Source organism: Reichenbachiella sp. MALMAid0571, assembly GCF_040151475.1.
Classification (GTDB): Bacteria; Bacteroidota; Bacteroidia; order Cytophagales; family Cyclobacteriaceae; genus CAXBNB01.
In genome coordinates this window covers 209,026-225,597 of sequence record NZ_JBDKWG010000146.1, presented here as the reverse complement: position 1 = coordinate 225,597, position 16,572 = coordinate 209,026, and the positions used below count along the sequence as shown (strand labels likewise).

At 34.3% G+C, this 16,572-nt stretch carries 14 protein-coding genes; all 14 read right to left on the bottom strand.

All coding sequences use genetic code 11. The annotated features are described in order from the left end of the window. Positions 1 to 634: 634 nt before the first annotated feature. On the bottom strand, positions 635 to 1,735 hold the full coding sequence (locus AAOP42_RS19185) for a polysaccharide biosynthesis protein (protein WP_349530194.1): 1,101 nt from the start codon (positions 1,733 to 1,735) through the stop codon (positions 635 to 637). Between the two features lie 14 nt (positions 1,736 to 1,749). After that, a complete protein-coding gene (locus AAOP42_RS19180; protein ID WP_349530193.1) occupies positions 1,750 to 3,315 on the bottom strand; it encodes a capsule assembly Wzi family protein in 1,566 nt (521 codons plus the stop codon). 220 nt (positions 3,316 to 3,535) lie between these two features. After that, on the bottom strand, positions 3,536 to 4,909 hold the full coding sequence (locus AAOP42_RS19175) for an undecaprenyl-phosphate glucose phosphotransferase (RefSeq protein WP_349530192.1): 1,374 nt from the start codon (positions 4,907 to 4,909) through the stop codon (positions 3,536 to 3,538). A 63-nt stretch (positions 4,910 to 4,972) separates the two neighbouring features. Beyond that, positions 4,973 to 5,947, bottom strand: a complete 975-nt coding sequence (locus AAOP42_RS19170) for an NAD-dependent epimerase/dehydratase family protein (protein ID WP_349530191.1) — start codon at positions 5,945 to 5,947, stop codon at positions 4,973 to 4,975. Then, entirely contained in the window at positions 5,944 to 6,885 is a 942-nt protein-coding gene (locus AAOP42_RS19165) for a glycosyltransferase family 2 protein (RefSeq protein WP_349530190.1), read from the bottom strand. Before AAOP42_RS19165 ends, AAOP42_RS19170 begins: the two co-directional genes overlap by 4 nt. Further along, complete coding sequence (locus AAOP42_RS19160; protein ID WP_349530189.1) at positions 6,885 to 8,099, bottom strand: glycosyltransferase family 4 protein; 1,215 nt, start codon at positions 8,097 to 8,099, stop codon at positions 6,885 to 6,887. Before AAOP42_RS19160 ends, AAOP42_RS19165 begins: the two co-directional genes overlap by 1 nt. 12 nt (positions 8,100 to 8,111) lie before the next feature. Continuing rightward, positions 8,112 to 8,618, bottom strand: a complete 507-nt coding sequence (locus AAOP42_RS19155; RefSeq protein WP_349530188.1) for a serine acetyltransferase — start codon at positions 8,616 to 8,618, stop codon at positions 8,112 to 8,114. Next, on the bottom strand, positions 8,612 to 10,006 hold the full coding sequence (locus AAOP42_RS19150) for a glycosyltransferase family protein (protein ID WP_349530187.1): 1,395 nt from the start codon (positions 10,004 to 10,006) through the stop codon (positions 8,612 to 8,614). Before AAOP42_RS19150 ends, AAOP42_RS19155 begins: the two co-directional genes overlap by 7 nt. Next, a complete protein-coding gene (locus AAOP42_RS19145) occupies positions 10,006 to 11,265 on the bottom strand; it encodes a DUF6418 domain-containing protein (protein ID WP_349530186.1) in 1,260 nt (419 codons plus the stop codon). The genes AAOP42_RS19150 and AAOP42_RS19145 overlap by 1 nt, the downstream gene beginning before the upstream one ends. 73 nt (positions 11,266 to 11,338) lie before the next feature. Beyond that, the gene (locus tag AAOP42_RS19140; protein ID WP_349530185.1) at positions 11,339 to 12,844 is read right to left on the bottom strand and encodes an oligosaccharide flippase family protein; all 1,506 of its coding nucleotides are present in this window, start codon (positions 12,842 to 12,844) and stop codon (positions 11,339 to 11,341) included. Position 12,845: 1 nt separating this feature from the next. Beyond that, positions 12,846 to 13,994 carry a CDP-glycerol glycerophosphotransferase family protein gene (locus AAOP42_RS19135; protein WP_349530184.1) on the bottom strand — a complete coding sequence of 383 codons (1,149 nt, stop codon included), beginning with the start codon at positions 13,992 to 13,994 and terminating at the stop codon, positions 12,846 to 12,848. Positions 13,995 to 14,091: 97 nt separating this feature from the next. Beyond that, positions 14,092 to 15,129, bottom strand: a complete 1,038-nt coding sequence (pseI, locus tag AAOP42_RS19130) for a pseudaminic acid synthase (protein ID WP_349530183.1) — start codon at positions 15,127 to 15,129, stop codon at positions 14,092 to 14,094. Positions 15,130 to 15,131: 2 nt separating this feature from the next. Next, positions 15,132 to 15,998 carry a methionyl-tRNA formyltransferase gene (locus AAOP42_RS19125; RefSeq protein ID WP_349530182.1) on the bottom strand — a complete coding sequence of 289 codons (867 nt, stop codon included), beginning with the start codon at positions 15,996 to 15,998 and terminating at the stop codon, positions 15,132 to 15,134. Next, a complete protein-coding gene (locus tag AAOP42_RS19120; RefSeq protein WP_349530181.1) occupies positions 15,995 to 16,555 on the bottom strand; it encodes a GNAT family N-acetyltransferase in 561 nt (186 codons plus the stop codon). Before AAOP42_RS19120 ends, AAOP42_RS19125 begins: the two co-directional genes overlap by 4 nt. Positions 16,556 to 16,572 lie beyond the last annotated feature (17 nt).

The window sequence follows — 16,572 nt, the reverse complement described above, 5'->3', positions numbered from 1 at the left end:
TGTTTTCATTAAGCCAAAATCTTTTCTCGGTTACAACAATTCAAATCAAAAACATTTAAAGCAACTGTTAACACTAAAGTAGATATTAATCTTAGAATATGGAAGGAAGAATTTTAAATGTGTTTGCCTTGAGGGCAGAGTTGACAAAACGAACCTTAGTGATTTCAACGATAGTCATGGTTTATGAACAGAATGTTAGCCTTGTCATCTTGACGAAGGAAAGATCTTATTAGCAACAAACTGCCTACCCACTGTCCTGCCCAAAAAGAGTTTGCAGTGACGGTTTGGGACGGTTGATACGATAATTTATATCGAACTGAGGTTAATTTTAGAGTAAACATCCTCTCTCTACCTTGTCATATTGAGCGGAGTGCCTGCCCAGGCAGACAGGAAATATCTCAAAACAGCATCATTCTCTATTCAAAATAAAAGGCTTGCACCAGTACGCTTCATCGTCTTTTCATTTTGTGTGTTTGGCTTGCCCAAAAATCAGGCTTCAGAATGATAAGGGTGCTGTTGAACACAAACGAGCTATCTTTCCTAAAGCCTGATTTGGAGCTACTATATCTGGTTTGTTACACTGAACGCAGTGAAGTGTCTCAATTAGACCTTTCATAGTTGAATTGGTTGCAATTCAAGAATCCAGAGCTTCAAACCTGGATACCTTGCTCTTAAATTCAGGTACAAGAAGTTTCATGGTTTTCACCATTTCTAATTCATTTTGCTCTTGAAAGTATTTTTCAAGTAAAATGAAATTTTTTTCGAACGATTTTAAAAGAGAAGAATTTGTAATGACCCTAAATATTTTGGGGTGGGGGGTAGAAGAAGAATTGGTGTTTGGGAGAATCTCTTCCTCGTGTATTTTTTCACCAGGCCTGAGTCCCGTATAAATAATTTCAACTGAACCTGTATTATTTGAAGAGGCGATCAACAGCTTGGCAAGACCTAAAATTTTGATTGGTTTGCCCATATCAAAAAATAGTATTTCTCCTTGATTTCCAATGAATGAAGATTCCAGCAAGAAGGAAGTAGCTTCTGCAAGGGACATAAAAAATCTGGTAACTTCCGGGTGAGTAATAGTTACAGATCCTCCATGTTTGATTTGTTTTTTGATAAGGGGAACAACTGAACCGTTCGATTCCAGTACATTGCCGAACCTACAGGAAATGAACTGACAATCGCTAGATTTTTGATTGGCCTTTAAAATCAAATGAAGTTCACTGATTCTTTTGGTAGCTCCCAGAATACTTGAAGGATTTACTGCTTTATCTGTGGATACAAAAATGAATTTTTTTACATCGTATTTTACAGATAAATCAGCAAGCAATTTAGCTCCTAATATGTTGGTTCTTACCGCTTCCAGAGGCTGATTTTCCATGATAGGGACATGCTTATAAGCTGCAGCGTGGAAAACAATGTCCGGTTTATGGTTTTCGAAAAGATGTTCAAGGCTATTTTCATTGCAAATATCCCCAACCACAATTACTTTGTTCGTGCTATTGTCCTGAAGCAGTAAATCCTGGTATAAATCATACAAACCACTTTCATTGTGGTCGTACATGATTAAAGTATCAATTTGATACTTTATTATTTCCTTACAGATATGTGAGCCAATGGATCCGGCAGCCCCGGTAATCAGAATGGTTTTGCCTGTATAAAGTTTTTTTGCTTCGTTGGAAACGGTTGTATAAGTTTTCCTTCCCAATATCTTTTCCTCTTGTAACCTTGTAATCAATTTGTGCTTTTTGATCACAAGTTAGGAAAAAATTCTACCTTCAACCCACACATGTAATCCAATTGTGAATCCTTTTTTACAAAGTGGTAGTTGTGGGTATAGTCAAGCCCCAGACTAAAATTGACATTGAGTTTATCATTTAATCCTTTCGTCCAGTTAAGTCCCAGGAGGTAGTGGTTTTCTTCAGGCCTATTTTCGTTTATTTCCAGATCCACAAAATCATTTTCAGTTTCGGTGATAATATTATAAGTGTCACCGGATCTATTGATGTACTGTATGCTCATTGTCAAAAAACCCACTTTATCAGATAAATAAGTAAGTTCTGTATTTAACAAGAATACATCAGAACCTAAGCCAAATCCCAATATTCTTCCATTTATAGAATGGCCATCTTGGTATATGCCATGGCGATATGCACGGGGAGCAGACCTAATCAACTCTGTTCTTAAGCTCCACGCAGCATTGTATCCAATTTCCGGAAGGTAAAAGCCCAACAACCATGTTGCATTATGAACCATAAGCATTTCAAAGTTGCTGTCAATATCTTCAAACATACCTGCTATATAGACATTTGCATCACCGAAATTTCTTGTTATGCTTCCTGTGAAATTATGATTGGACGGAGCAGGGTCTCCGGCCTCAATCAAAAAACCAACATATTCCCCAATAGCCCTGGACAAACCCGGTGTACCGATTCCTTTACCACCCAAAACAACCGTATGTTCCACAGCGAAATTCCATTTTTCAGTGGGTTGAAAGTCGAATCTATAGGCAGCCATTTTCGCATTGGATTGCGCATAGTCATTTCCCATATTGGCCACAAAGGTTGAGAAATTATATGTTCCGAGTTTTTTCAAAAACCAGGGAAGCTTTTTTTGCCCCGCAACAGATAATTTGATCATATCAAGAGCAGGTGCATTTTGTGACAACAATAAGCCTCCTTTGTGTCTAGGTCCCCATTGTATATTGTCTCGTCCGATACTTAACTGTAGGTATCCAAGATTGGCATTGAGCAAAAGTTTTTGGAACCTTAGCTGATTGTTGACAGCATTGTTTTTGTTCATGACCAACTGAGGTTGCAGTTGTATGCTTAACAAGTCTTTGTAGTTTATGGCTTGGTTGGTTTCTAAATAAGCATTGTAGCTATTTCTAAACAACCTTCCTTCCTGATTGGTTAGTAAGGGCTGGAAAATAGCATCTACACCACCCAATCCATTTTCTTCTACCAGGCCTTCTCTTTGGTTGGTTAAAACCTGAGCAAAGGATACTTTTTGCAGCAAGTCAATATTGAAATCCTTTGAATGGTTAATTTGTCTATTGGTCAATAAATTCCGTGTGGACTCAATAAAAGTAAAAATTGGATCATCGGTTTCAACTTTTTGCTGAGCGTTATCAAGTAGTTTTAGAATCGTCTGCTCTTTCAACGGTTTTTGTGCCAGTGCTCCCTGACTGATCAAACCCTTTGCTTGCAACACATCAAGATTAGCATAAACCTGTGGATTATATACGTTTTGTGTCGATTGTCCATAGACAGAGATCAATGATAACAAACAAGCAAAAAACAAAAGAGAAACCTTCATATTTAAAGGTGAAATAAATCTATTGGTGTCCGAGAAAAGATTTTTCGAATTGATAATTTCCGCTAAAAACACCCTTTGAATTCCCTAAAGGGATCGTTTGCGTTTCTCCCTTTAGGGTAGGGGTAGTTTTGACGGATCGTGAAAAATCTTTCCTCATTTCGTTTAAACGTATGTTTTTCCTCATTTTCAATTTTAGTCGGACACCAGTAAAATGAATCAATTAGTAGGCCTTATACTTGATAAGGGAAAGCACAGTGAGGAAGAGAATTTTGATGTCAAGGTAGAGACTCCAGTTTTTCACATAAAAACGATCCAGTTTTACCCTTCCATACATTTCGCTAAACCTCTTGGTTTCACCCCTATATCCCTTGGCTTGAGCCAAACCAGTTACGCCCGGTTTTACAGCGTGTCTCTGCACGAACCTGTCAATTTTGGGAGAAAAGATATTGTTGAGGTTTACCGGATGTGGCCTGGGCCCTACCACAGACATGTCGCCCAGAAAGACATTGATAAACTGAGGAAACTCATCAATACTGGTTTTTCTTAGAATGTTACCTATTCTGGTAATCCTCGGGTCATTTTTTACAGCCTGTTTGGTATCTGCTTCATCATTGACCACCATAGTTCTGAATTTCCAACACAAGAAAAGTTGATTGTTTTTTCCATGACGTGATTGCCTGTAAAACATCGGTCCTTTGGATTCCAGTTTTATCAAGAGGCCAACAAGCGGAACCATCCATGACAATATGAATATCATAACCAACGAAGAGAAAACCAGATCGAACGCCCTTTTAAAAAACCTGTTCACCATTTTATCAAGTGGAATGGAGTTGACATTGATGACCGGGATAGCACCATATTTTTGAACGGACAAGTTTTTGTCACCAACTATTCTCAAATCATCAACAAGCTTGATTTTGATCAAATTATTTTCCGCAAAATCTATCAGCTTTTTTACATCTTTGTCATACAGTTTGGGCAAACTACAGAACATAATATCAACCTGATTTTCCTGTGCAAAAGTCATAGCCGACTTAATATCACCTATAACATTTTTTTGATCAGTATTATGATCAAAAAAACCTAACAGGTTATAACCTATTTCCGGGTTATCACGAAAGTGCCTCTCTAAACTCTTGCCGATAGGGCCATACCCGACAATAACAATATTGCGAAGGTTAAAACCCTTGGTTCTATAATACCGGAGAATATAAATAACCCCCACCCTCCAGGATACCACACAAATGGAGAAAAACAAATAGGTATAAAATAAGTGTTCTCTGGAATAAAAATAGGCTCTAGTGGCTACCCACATGGCAAAAACTACTGCCAGGTTGATGGTCAGGGCAAGCAGTACTTGAGAGATATTGTCAACGACACCTTTTTCTCTATCTACCCGATCAAGCTTGGTCAGAAAATAAATTATGATCCAAGTGACATTAAGAAACCCAAAAAGAAATGGATAGGCGCTTGATTCGTACCACCAGAAACTAAACCTGATTTTGTTCGCTAGAATAAATCCTAGGTTTAGAAAGAATAAATCTGCAAATAGAAATATTATTGGAAAATATTTCGAATATCTACGATTAGCCATTTTTACACACGTAATTAATATGCCTCAATTTAATGAAATATTATTAAACCCTTTTTCAGGTCGCTAATATAAGTCCTGATTATTGCAGTCTTTTTTCCAGTCCTTAAGGGCAGATTCAAGATTATAGTTAAAAAAAAATCCTGCGGCAACAATATTGCTAGAGTCAATATTGGTAGAGTAATAGAGTTTCTGAATTCTTCTTGGATGAATAGAATTTCTTACACCTATAGTATTTAAAAATTGAAATATTTTAGACATTGGAAGTAAGACTTGAATTGGAATTACAGGGGTAAATGATTTAAACATAAACACATTAGCAAAAGTATTAACTATCTCCCCAATAGAATAACCTTTCGTAAATGCAAAATTGTAAGTCTCTTTATTTTTCTTATCCATAAAATATAATAGGGCAGAGCAAAGGTCCTTTACATATATACAACTTTTGACAGTAGATTTTCTTCCGACAAATGCAAAGTGATTTTTTTTTAGTGCATAGTACAGCCTTGTGAAGTTACCTTTTTCATTTTTACCAAAGACAACTGAAGTCCTCAATGTACAATATGATTTTTCCTCGTCATGAAGCGCCCATCTTTGTATTTCTTTTTCCGCCAGCAATTTACTCATCCCATATGCAGTATCTGGAGAAGTCAAGCTTTTTTCATTACGCCTTTCTTCACTTGCTTTGTAAACCATCATTGTACTTGTGAATATGAAGTTTTTTACTCCACCTTTTTCACACAAAGAAATTACATTTTGTGTTCCCACATAGTTAGTTTGGAAATATTCATCCCATTCAAATCCCGGTTCTTTACATAAAGCAGCAAGGTGAAAACATGTATCATATTGCCGATCCAGCAACGGCACAAATTCGTTTTCTCTTATGTCCCAATACCTGTAAGCCATTTTGTAATGTTCCGCATGTGGGGGTTCTTTGATATCCAAAATTAATATATGGCCGATATTCTTCAAATTGAGCAACGATCCAATTAAATGCTGGCCAATAAATCCACTTCCGCCTGTTATCAATACATTCTTCATTTCCAATAACCTTTATTCATACTAAGCTTCATTTTCATAGTTTGAGGAATTATTTTTTCAAGTCTTCCTAATTTATAGGCTGTAATTTTAATAATTGTTCTAAGAAAAGATTCAGGAATTAAATAAAACTTACCTGTTCTAATTAAGTATTTTAACTCAGACTTTATATATCTAAAGCCTTCATTGCCTACTGAGCCAAATTCAAATTGAATCCAACTTTCGCGCTTCTGGAATACTCCTACATCAAAATATCGTCTGAATTCTTCCTGAATCGTATAGCTATGCGAGTGATATACGCAAGCATCGGCAGAATAAGCTACTTTCCACCCATCCAAAATCATTCTGGCTGCTAGGTACATATCTTCACCAAAGATGGTATCCTCTGGAAATTTGCCACAGCAGTCGAATACCTCTTTACTATATGCCGCAAAAGAATTCGACATAAAGGCTACCTTTATTCCGATAGCATCAGAATCCGCCTTAGATTTAACAGACGAAGAGCTAGAGTAATTAAATATTCTCGCATGCGCCTCTATAGAGGTAGCATTTATTCTAGGTAACTGTCTCCCGCAAACAGCTCCTATATTTGAATTATTGAGGGCTTTGACAATAGCTAAGACAGAATCTTTAGAAGCAAGAATTGCATCCTGAGTTAGGTAGATTAATATTTCAACACTATTACCAAAATAATTTGCACCTAAGTTTCTAGTAGCACCATGATTGAATTTATGATTAGGAATAGATAAAACATCAAATCCAGATTCATTTGCCAGTTCAACAGTTTTATCCGAAGAACCCGAATCAATTACCAAAACTTTGATCTTCTCCGATTGAGATTTAACCGCAGAAATCCATTCTCTCCACATATTACCAGCATTATATGTTGGACAGATTAACCCTATCCTCCTTCCATCTTCATTGGGATTTCTCGGTTTCATCAGCTTTCTAAATGATTAAACAATTTATGAAGCGCCACTATGTGTGACTCTTTTGTTTGAGGGTCGCTCCAATATCTACTATGAGCTTTCTCTCCTAGCTGTCTTACTAAATCATCTGATTTCAAGATACTTATTTTCTCTTCTAAGTCATTGACATCTCCACTTTTAAAAAGAAGCCCAGTAACCCCGTCTTCAATTAATTCACGAGCTGCGCTAGTATCCGCAACAATTGATGGTATACCAAAAGCTGCTGCTTCTAGAACAACAAGGCCCAAAGTTTCATACCAAACCGACGGAAATATTAGCACCCTTGCCTCTTTTAATCTGCTCACAACATCTGGCCTTGTTAACCATCCAGTAATACTGACTGAACTAAAATTATTTTGTACCCGATCACTTAATGGTCCCGATCCAATAATCATAGCTTGTACATTAGCTTTTTCGGTCGCCTCCGCGAAAAGAAGTGGTCCCTTTTGAAAATCAATCGTACCCACGGTAACATAGAGCTTATTCTTTGCTACATCGACAGGTTTGTCAAAAATCATGTTTATTGGATTTTTGACTGAATAAACATTTCGGAATTGCTGATGTTCAGAAAGGATTCTAAAGCTAAAATCAGATACTTTTATAAATGTGCTCATTTTCCGAGGGATACCTGAAATACTTGATTGCACAAACTGTCTGAGCACTCTCCAAGTTTTGTGATAAAATGACTGTTTATCACAATTACAAGTTATACAACTGTAAGACATTGGTTTTAATTTACATATCTCATTTTTTTTATAGTTGTAAAAAGCTCCATTCGGACAAACAGTAAAGTAATCATGAAGAGTAAGAATACTTTTAAAGCCCATTTTCTTGATTAAGGAAGCAAATGATGAAGATAGGGCTTTAGTCCAACCATGAATATGAATAATGCAACTTTGGTTATCAACCGATTTAAGCAGTTTTTTAAAATTTTTTCTTGCTTTGAAATTCCAAATTCCCTGAACTAGAGCTGAGCTGATTCTAGCATCTGCTATCGATTTTTGACCTAAACAGATAACTTCAACATTGCTATTTTTTAACCCTTCTTCAATTGGCCCAACAGCAGAAAAGAAAATTACTCTATAATTTTTCTTTGAAAGAGCTATTGCTGAGGTGATTGCTACCTCACTAGCGCCGCCATTTACATAAGCGAAATCATTAACTAAGATGATGGTTTTAGTATTCATAACGCATTGATACTACATGATCTGACGAATTACTTTAGCAGGGTTGCCAGCAACTATTGAGTTTGGAGTAACATCAGAAATCACTACACTACCAGCAGCGATTTTAGAGTTATCACCAATGCTTATATCACCTAGGATTACAACATTCGCTCCAACTTCAACATTATTCCCTATCACTGGACTTGATCCTTGACTTCCATCTCCGTTCATTTTGCAACCAATAGTTGTAGAATGTCTCAAATGAACGTTATTACCTATAACAGCATGGCTATTAATAACTAGAGCGAATCCATGATCGATTTTTAATCCTATGCCGACCTTTGTTGATGCCCTAAGTTCGATACACAAAAAATCTTCAACCAAGATGCGATATACTATCATAAATGGAATGCCCAAATACCAACAAATACTCTGTTTCTTTTTTGCGAAAAAATGCACGAAACGAAAAAACGCTAGAATACAAATAAACTTAGGATTACCTCTATTTCTAGGCAAGTCTTGGAATAAATACTTCAACATTTTGAAATAACTCTATCAAATGCAACAGCAAGTTTTTCAATATTTTTATCGTCTAAAACTTTTTCATCAGTGTATGGATCCGTCCAGTAACCACTGTTTGAATTTTCAAATAGATCCGCCATTACTTCTTCATCATTTTTCTGATCCTGATCTCGATTAATGGATTTTTTAACCAAGTCACTTAATTCTGAGATATTATTACAATATGAAATTGTTGACAGACCATTAAAAAATAGCGGAGAAAACATAATAGCAGGTTTTCCTAGTAAGCCAGCCTCATACGCTGTTGTCCCCGAAACAGTAAACACTAAACTAGCCATTTCCATAATCTCAAATGCATTTGTAAGGGGATGGATTATTTCCACACCAGGAATTCTTCTTATTTCCGAATAAAACATAAGTGGCTTTGAACCTAGTTTATTGGGATGCTCCTTTACTATCAATGTGAAATCAAAAGGCAAAGATCGTCTTATATCTTTGATAAGCTTAACCTGATCGCTAAAAAAAGAGGCTATGACATCTATTGAATTTTCTGGTTGCACATGAATCCCATAAAAAGCAATTTTCTTATTTATAACATTCAGTTGCTTATAAGTTTGTATTTTTCTGAGGATGAATGAGTTGATAACCTTTCTAAGGTTATATGAGATTCTTTCTTTTAATGGATGATGTGTAAGATGATTAACTGAACCTTTTCTATACTGTCCAATTCTTTGCATAATGGAATTGGTAATTCTTAGTATATCAAAAACTCTCTGCTTATTATTTATTGTAAAGTAAGATGGAAGTTCCCTTTCACTTTTGAACTGCTCAAAATACTGCTTACCTAGTTCACGATCCTGACTATTATTCAGTTTGACAAGTTCCGATTTTAAATACCCTTTTGTAAAGACAACTCTGTCACTAGGATATCTCATATGATTTGGCGCAATAAAATCAATGTTATGTCCTTTGGTTACTATGTATATTAGCAGTTCATTAAAATTAGTAGGCTCTCCAAATACAATATCTATTTTATGTTTTAGTAGAAATTTTGATATCTCTCTATAATAGAGAAAAACATAATCTTCGATATTTTCCATGTTAGAAAACATCAAGAATCTATCCATTATTATACTTTGAAAAATATTTAAATCAGCTTCTTTTTCATTTTTAATGAGTTCTTTCAATAATTCACTCTTTTCATCGTCAGTCAGAAAATCAGACTTTTTGTAAATCAATTGAAGTATCTTATCTCTTTCTGTTCCTTGATCAAGTAGATAGTTAGTCCAAAGTTCATTCGTTGTTATCCAGAAATATTTATTCGAGGCAGGTAGCTTTTTGCTAATGGCGTCAAAGACCTTCGTCAAATCAAAAATTGAAATAAATAAAATATTCTTGCCTGCCATTATTGAAAGTCGGTTTGTGAATTTATTTTTTTGTACCCATCGTAAATCAAAAGTGCTATTCCCATAAGCATCAAAACTCTTAATAAGTTAGTCATCATAAAAAAATTTCCGAAAGTGCCTCCTAAAATCATAGACAAACACGTACTATATAATACATAAATAAGGTATATGCGTAAAAAACTTCTCTTATAATGTAATTCTTTAAAAGTTAGAAGAAGAATAGCTAAGAACCTACCTAAAGCAAAAAGAACTGGAAAAACTAAAATTTTTGAAAATGTCGCTATTATTATAGCTGGGAAGGCACCTGTATATAGATAATTTCCTTCCAAAATTTCATAAATGAAATCTCCATTTGCCGCCTCAACCATTAAATATTTTAAGCCAGTGTATGGCTCTAGATTATTGAATAAAATAGCATTTAATTCTTCTTGAAAGTGACTACCGTTAAAATTTCCTTCCATTATTACATCTTGAAAAGTTTTCCACCAAATCTCTCCTTGCAAAACAAAAACTCGCTGAAAGAGGTAAGAAAAAATCTTATACTCTCCATATGCCTCACTAGACAATCCATAAGTATTGCTTTGAATTAGAATTGTAATTAAAAAAAAACCAATTATCGCAAAGCCAATTTTGAGGAGTCTTTTAAATGAAATCGTATCAAACACCCCCAAAAAAGTAGGAGAAACAAGAAAGTTAGTTATGATACTGAACAATGCTGAGAACTTATTTCCAGCTAATATGAAAAATAAAATAATTGAAATCAACTGAAAAATAGACCAACGAACGTCTTTTCCAAGTTTCTTCATATATGCGTATTTAAGGCCTACTAAAAATGATATTAATAAATAGTTTCCTAAAACAAAATTGATAATTGGAACACCAGAAATCATATTCCAATAAGATGCTCGATCCATCCCAGAAAGAAGTGGTACTCCTGTAAAGAAAAATGAACCATACATTACCAATATGAGAATATTGGTAATGTATCCCAATAGTTGTAGATGCTTTGGGAGAATAAGTGGTTTCTTCACTTCAGGAGTCAAGTAGTAATTTTTCTTAACCAAATAGGAGAATACCCCTTCAAAAAACACAATATTACACAGAACCAAAGCACTCGTAGCTAATGATTCAAATGAGGTAATTCTTAATTCGAATATATAGGTCCCTCCAAAATCTAGTGCATAAACCGAGGAAAGAATCCATGATGAAATAATTATGAGGTACAATAACGGGAAAACATGAGCTCTTAACTTACTCACAATCCTTATCAGGTAAAGGGCATATAACGCTATCATTAGCGTGTTTAAAATTACAATATGAGACATCTCATTGTTAAATTTTGATGATCCTCCTTAAGCGTTTTTTATCCTCTTCCCCAAGGACAAACAATAATGCCATCAAGAAATAAAGAGACAGCATCAACAACATCTCAATGCCAAGCATCAAAAAATTTGATGGATCAAAAAATTTCCTAATTGGAACGCAAACTCCAATAAATAGAACAAATGATAGCAATGTTTTCCTGATTTCTAGCCAAAATACTTTTTTAGGAATCTGATACAGGCTCATCATTTTTAGTGTATAAGGCATAAAAATAATTGCATGTGAGATAGTAGTTCCTAATACAAGACTTAACAATCCCAGCTTTGATAAAAAAGACAAACTAATTACAATATTGACTATGCTTCCAAAAATTGAATATGGCAATACCTCCTTGACAAATCCGCTACCTACCATCATAGTAGAACCTAAGGATGTAAATTGACTAAAAGCAAACTGAATCAATAGTATTACAGAAAGAAAAGCGAGATCACTGTACTCTTTTCCTACCCAAAGTTCTATAAATTGATCTGAAACCAATGCCGAAACAATTACGATCGGAATAATAATTATCATTTTAAAATTTGTCCCCTTTATAAAAAGTGATTTTAGTGCCTTATCGTTATTAGATGCAGACAAATTTGATGTAACTGAGATTATAGTCGAGTTAAGTACCGAACTAATAGATGATATCAAATTTGGCATCTTAACTAAGATATTGAACTTTGATAGATTCGCAATGGGCATAAAAAAACTAATAATTAGTTTATCAGTGAAATTATAGATAAATCCGACGAGCTTACTAAGAAATAGAAATTTAGCAAACCCATAAAGTTCTTTTAGAATAGGCCTTTGAAATGAAACTTTAAACCTCAAATTCGATGGCATTACTCTAACTGATACTAAAAACTCAAAGAAACATTTTACAACAAATATAGCATTGAAGTAATATATGTATTCAATAAAATCATGTTCACTCTTAAACTGGAAATAAATCAATAAAAAATTACATAGAATGTAAACCATATTAATTGTCTTGAGAGCGCCAAATTTATGAACTGAGGTTAAGGTCGCTCTAAAACCAAGTGATAGAAATTGAAATGGGAACTGATATATATATATTAACAGAACATTTTTAGTTAGGACAATCAAATTTGATGGAATGTTGAATGGAAAAACCCCAATCAAATATATTGTGACAAATAGTATTAGAAATATCGCTAACCCAATTATTAAATAGAGCGTCAGTCCATTCCAAAAGTATTTTGTGAAATTATCGTAATCTTTCAACCCATCATACTTAGCCAAGTATTTAGTCAGGGCGCCTTCAAGTCCTAAATCAAAGAATGAAAGAAATCCCCCTACTGAAAAGACAAGAATAAGACTATAAATACCAAACACTTCTTCACCCAACCTCCCGAGTAATATTGGAACAACAAGAAATCCAAACACTATACTAACAGATAAATCAATTCCGCTAATAACAGTATTTTTGGCTATTTTTTTACTTAAACTCACTCTAAGTAATTGACTCTAAGTAGGAAATGACTCTTTTGGCAGTATTCCCGTCCGGGTTATGAAAGTATAGTTCGAGGAGTTTTTCCCTTGATTCCTCATTCATAATGTTTTCAAAATCAGATTCAATATAATATGAAACTCTTTCAAATAATTGAGATTCTGAATGTACAACATCGAAAACTTCAAATTTATGAAACGGAAGTATCCCATCTTTAAACTCTTCTACATCTGCCGTATAAAAAGTGTAAATCGTAGGCTTTCTTAGAACAATTGATTCAATAAGTGCTGTTGATTGGAATCCAATTACTAAACTAGCATTAATTAACAACTGATTAGATGATTCCGCTCCTGACAAAATTCTAACATTTTGAAGCTCTTTAAAAAATAATACAACATCCTCAATATCTAATTGTTGAGGGTGACACTTAACAATAAAATTTATACCTGAGTATTGCTTAGCTAAAATTTTAATTTGGCGATGCGAAGAACTCCTTAGTTCTCTCCAAGAAAGTCCCTTTTCTTCTTCCAATTCAGGGGTTATATAAGCATTTTCAAAGTATGTAAAAAATAAAACTAAGGGTTTTGTATCATCGTCAAATATATTAAGCCTTTTCTTAGAAAGGCGATATAAGAGATCAGACCTTGGTTGACCTATAATTTTTATATCCCTGCTACTAATTCCTACATTTTCCCAGAATGATTTCTGTCTTTCGGACCAAACAATAAATCCATCAGAAATTGGTGGGAAAAGTCTTTTAATTTTCAAAGCATGATAATGAAAGTAATGTGGTGAGATAATACCTTCCTTATCCAAAACTATGGTTCTTATACCCTCAAGTTTAGCTTTCAAAATAAATTCTCTTACCCAATAATATAAGTCCGATGGCGTTAGAATTAAATCTATTTCAACTTTTCGCAACAAAAACTTTAAAATAAATTGTGATATTTTACTGGCTGTTTGACGGTTATTCCTTTGACTGAGGTCATCATAGGGTATTGCTGCTCTTTTAATCTCGATTGGAAACGCTGAAATAATAGGAGCAAAAAGATGCTGAGGATTAATTACAAGAAAAAATAAATTTGAGTTCCCTTCTACAGCTTTTAGAGCAGCGATATCCTGATCAAAGAAATGGTTAATGACTAAAACCACCTTCCTATTTCGTTGAGAATTTGGAGTACGCAAGGACAATAAGTACCAGAAAGCTCTGAAATAATGATAGATATATTTCGCTAGTTGCAACATAAAATCAATACATCTCCTTAGCTAATGGTGTACCTCTTGCTATCTGCATTTGAGCAATTGATCCTATTACCTCAGCATAATATTTAGGGTGTAACCCATACCCTGGCCTAATACTTCTAACATTTTCTGATGTGAATTTATCACCTTTCTTGACATCCTTTACTACAAATAGAGATCTTGCGAATTTTCTATTTTTCTCTACTTTTTCAGAAATTTCATATGAGACCTCACCTAGTACCTTCTCAACGGAGCGAACTTCTTCAACCATAGATTTAAACTCTTTGGGATTCAAAGAAAAACCTGCATCTGGTCCTCCAATAACTTTATCGAGAATAAAGTGCTTTTCAATAACTCTTGCACCAAGAGCCGTGGCTACTGAAGGGACTATATTCCCTATTGTATGATCGGATAAACCTATTAAAACATTAAACCTATCTCTAATATCCTTTAGCGTCTTAAGATTGGCTAATGAAATCGGTGCAGGATATGATGAAGTACATTTCAAAACAATGATGTCGTTGTTTCCAACTTTTCGACAGGTAGAAATTGCCAAATCTATATCGTCTAGTGTTGCAATTCCCGTGCTTAATATTATTGGCTTCCCCTTCGAGGCAACATACTCAATTAAAGGAATATCTTGAATTTCAAATGAGGCTATTTTATAGGCAGGAGCATTCAAGTCTTCAAGCAAATCCACAGCCGTGTTATCAAATGGTGATGAAAAACATATTAAACCTATTCTTTCTGCTTCTTCAAAGAGATCCTTATGCCACTCCCAAGGAGTATAAGCCTCTTGATATAGATCGTAAAGTGTCTTTCCATCCCACAATGTTCCATGGTCAATTTGAAAGTATTCATTATGACAATCAAGGGTCAATGTATCAGGAGTATATGTTTGTAGTTTAATCGCATCGGCTCCTGCTTCTTTAGCAGCTTGTATTGTTTTAATAGCTACATCCTTACTTTGATTATGATTGGCCGAAAGTTCTGCAATAATAAACACTTGGCTTTTTTCGTCAATTCTATAGTTACCTATATCCATTACTATTTTAAAATTTCACCTTTTTTAAAAAAACATTTATTTGAATCACGAAATTGGGATAATTTAATTGCACCGTTTGGACTTTTTACTATAATCTCATTTTCCGCATTAATTATCATTCCATTAGGAAATGAATAATCAAAGCCCGCATTCGAAAATTCAACTTTATCAATAATAATTTTTTTACCATTATGGATCGAAAATGCACCAGGATAAGGATGTGCCAATGCTCTTACCCAATTCCTAATTCTTTCCTTTTGCCAATTCCAATTTATTTTCCCATCTTCAGGAACACGTTTTCCAAAAAATGTAGCTTTTGAATCATCTTGTTTAACGCGATGTAATCTATCCAATTTGATGTCCTGAAATACTTTTTCAATAATTATAGGATAGACTTCTTGATACTTTAATAATAAATCATTGCCAGTATCATCATCAGCTATAGCAATCCGTTCTTGTGCTAAAATATCACCAGTATCGCATGATTCTTCTATGACATGTACTGTTATTCCTGTTTGTTGCTCATTATTAATAATTGCCCAAACGTGAGGCGTTCGTCCTCGATACCTTGGAAGTAACGAACCATGAACATTTAAAGCTAACTTAGTTGGCCATTCGATCAGGTCTTGTTCAATAAGAAACAGGTAATTAACTGATAGAATAATCTCTATTTTTTTTCCAAAAATAAATTGAGAAGCTTTTCCTTTTCGCGGGTTTCCTACAAAATATGATATCCCATACTCTTCACACTTTGCTATAATCTCTTTTGAATTATTATCAGTAAATACTGCTACAATATTTTCTAATGAGAATATTTTTTTGAATACTAGGTGACCAAGCTGACCGCTTATTAATAATGCAATCTTCATTTTTCTGAACTCAGTTTAGAAAAAATCACAACGTCAATGTATTTATTGTTAAAAAAACAATGCTCTTTAAGCCTTGCATCTGGAAAATATTTATTCTGTTCTAACGCTTTATATAAATGAGGTCTTAAATCAAAAGCATAAACATATATCTTATGAAGATTTAAATCTTTAAAGGCTACCTCTTCAATCAGACTTAAAAATTTTGTCCAATTTGAATGAAAACTTTTCTTTTCTAGCTCTGTATCCATAATGAATGAAATTTCAGCATTCTTGTCAATCCAATTGATGTGTACTAGACCACCATAACCAATGCAAGTATCTTTTTGCAGATATGAAAAAAGAGCTTGATTAGGTCTCACTTCTTCAAAAAGCTTTGAAAGTACGTTTTTAAAATAGTAATCTTGATCTTTTTTAGTCAGTGGTCTATTTTGGCGTAGATGATAAATCTGCTCATTCCTCCATTTCATTACATCATACCTATCATCCAACCTAATTGGAACAATTGAGTAGTCACCAGAAACAAACTTTTGCCTTTTAAGTATTTTATATCCTTTCACTTACACTTCTAATCAAG

Excerpts from the sequence above, each read along its gene's own strand:
- AAOP42_RS19160 (WP_349530189.1), bottom strand. The coding sequence starts at position 8,099 with ATGAATACTAAAACCATCATCTTAGTTAATGATTTCGCTTATGTAAAT.
- AAOP42_RS19170 (WP_349530191.1), bottom strand. The coding sequence starts at position 5,947 with ATGAAGAATGTATTGATAACAGGCGGAAGTGGATTTATTGGCCAGCAT.
- AAOP42_RS19175 (WP_349530192.1), bottom strand. The coding sequence starts at position 4,909 with ATGGCTAATCGTAGATATTCGAAATATTTTCCAATAATATTTCTATTT.
- pseI (WP_349530183.1), bottom strand. The coding sequence starts at position 15,129 with ATGGATATAGGTAACTATAGAATTGACGAAAAAAGCCAAGTGTTTATT.
- AAOP42_RS19125 (WP_349530182.1), bottom strand. The coding sequence starts at position 15,998 with ATGAAGATTGCATTATTAATAAGCGGTCAGCTTGGTCACCTAGTATTC.
- AAOP42_RS19155 (WP_349530188.1), bottom strand. The coding sequence starts at position 8,618 with ATGTTGAAGTATTTATTCCAAGACTTGCCTAGAAATAGAGGTAATCCT.
- AAOP42_RS19165 (WP_349530190.1), bottom strand. The coding sequence starts at position 6,885 with ATGAAACCGAGAAATCCCAATGAAGATGGAAGGAGGATAGGGTTAATC.
- AAOP42_RS19150 (WP_349530187.1), bottom strand. The coding sequence starts at position 10,006 with ATGGCAGGCAAGAATATTTTATTTATTTCAATTTTTGATTTGACGAAG.
- AAOP42_RS19180 (WP_349530193.1), bottom strand. The coding sequence starts at position 3,315 with ATGAAGGTTTCTCTTTTGTTTTTTGCTTGTTTGTTATCATTGATCTCT.